This window comes from Chitinophaga sp. (assembly GCF_035564935.1).
Lineage (GTDB): Bacteria > Bacteroidota > Bacteroidia > Chitinophagales > Chitinophagaceae > Chitinophaga.
Map to the genome: position 1 here is coordinate 1 of NZ_DATMTE010000257.1, position 2,186 is coordinate 2,186.

General features: G+C 46.2%; 1 protein-coding gene. It reads left to right on the forward strand.

The genetic code is table 11. The features are described from left to right. A partial coding sequence (locus VN105_RS06745; RefSeq protein WP_325639181.1) for a RagB/SusD family nutrient uptake outer membrane protein occupies positions 1-2,012 on the forward strand: 2,012 nt, incomplete at its 5' end. Positions 2,013-2,186: the final 174 nt, after the last annotated feature.

Consider the following 2,186-nt stretch of genomic DNA (forward strand, 5'->3'; position numbering starts at 1 on the left):
ATACAATAAATACAACCGGATCTATCAGCAGGGGTATCGTCCTACTGCTTGCGGGTACGCTTGCAGTAAGCAGCTGTTCGAAAGAATTTCTACAGCCAGACCCGCTGTCTATCTATTTACCCAATGAGACCTTTAATACCGAGTCGGGACTGCTGTCGGCCATGGCCATCTGCGACCGTCATCTGAAAGGGTATTGGGCCACGGATAATAATGAAATGCTGACCCTGGGGACAGAATACATTTTCTCCGAATTGATGGTCGCAAGTAATACGGACAAACGCAGTATGATGGCAGACATCGCCAACATGCTGACGCCGACCAGCGACAACTCCACCCTGCAGAATCTGGACCGCTCAAATAGTATGTGGTATTTATGGCAGGAAACCTATAAAGGCATCAGTTATGCCAATACGATTATCAAGTATGTGGATCAGGTGGAGACCTTGAGCGAAGAGGATAAAAATGCCTACAAAGGACGGGCTTATTTTCATCGTGCTTTTCGGTATATGGCATTGGTATTTCAATACGGTGACGTCCCTTTGGTCACGACTATTATTGATGGACCAAAACAAAACTACCGCAGTACCAAACGCGAAGCCATTCTTCAGATGATCACGAAGGATATGGAATTTGCTGTCCAATGGGTGCCCGACCAAAAAAATATGAACCTAATCGGCATGATCAATAAGGGGGCCTGCCGCATGCTGCTCACAAAATGTTACCTGGCCCTGGGAGAATATCAGAAGGCGAAAGAACAGACGGATATCCTGATTGATCAATCGGGTTATTCCCTGATGACCGAAAGTTTTGGGACGTTTAACGATGGGGGTGAGGCGCAGACCTGGCCCATTAGCCGCAATGTCATCTGGGATATGCACCGCCCCGAAAACAAATTGATCCCGACTAACCGGGAGGTGATCATGGGCATGCCCAACCGTGGTGCCGATGCGGAGTCTTTTGTCAAAATGTTGACCATGCGCATTCTATATCCTTTCGTATTCGATAGCCGGATCCAGACGACCGATGGGCAGCAGGCCTTGCTGAATATTAAACGGAACAGTGGGGATTATAATGCAAAATATGATTATATGCGCGCTTTCGGCCGAGGTATCGCAACATTCCGGCCCACGGCTTTCCAGTCAAAGGGGGTATGGTCTGTCAACGGTAAACTGGATGATGGCGACTTGCGCCACAGTTCCAAAGTAGGGAATTGGGTGCGCATGGAAGATTATAAGGTAAATAACAAAGCTTCAAAAGATTTCGGAAAACCGATCACATTGAACGATCCGGAAACGGGCAAATTGTTATGTACAGATTCCATTCGCCGTTGGTACGACGTACCACATTATAAGTTTTTTCTGGATGATCCCGTCAGTGAGGCAAATATCAGCGGATCGGACGGCTCAAGGGGTGCAACCAACGGTAGTATTGCCGACTGGTATCTATACCGTTTGGCGGAAGCTTATCTTTTGCGTGCTGAAGCAAAATACTATATCAATCCCGCCGATGGAACGATAAAGGATGATCTAAATGCGGTGCGTCAACGGGCAAAATGTACGGAACTGTACCAGGGGTCTGTAACGATTGGGGATATTATGAATGAACGGGCACGTGAACTCTATTGGGAGGAATGGCGGAATGTCGAACTGAAGCGGGTATCCCTGTGCTTGGCCCGCAGTGGTAAACCCGATGAATGGGGGAACGTGTATAATCTGGAAAATTTCGATAAACAGAGCGGTACAGATGCTACTGGTGGGAGCTACTGGTACCAACGTATAGTGCATTACAGCCTGTACAATAAAGGTGTCATTCATGTGAATGCTACAGGCCTCAGTGATATCAACTACACCATGGATAAAAAGAATATGTACTGGCCAATTCCGAATGTGGCAATTACCTCCAACATTAAAGGGCAATTAAAGCAAAACTATGGCTACGACGGCTATAACGCGGCAACTCCAGTATGGGAAAAGTGGGAGGATGCAGTTGCGGATGAAGCCAAGGCAGAATAGTCAGGCGTATAGGGTCAGAGCTGATTTGCACAACCGCGAATCGCTCAGGCCTGTTTTTGAAAGATCAATAGATTAAAAATCAATACCTTTTGTTATGATAAAAAATGTGTTTTTGTTTTTACTTTTTCTTCCGTTTAAATTTTGTATTGGACAAACGGAGCTAACAAATTTTCC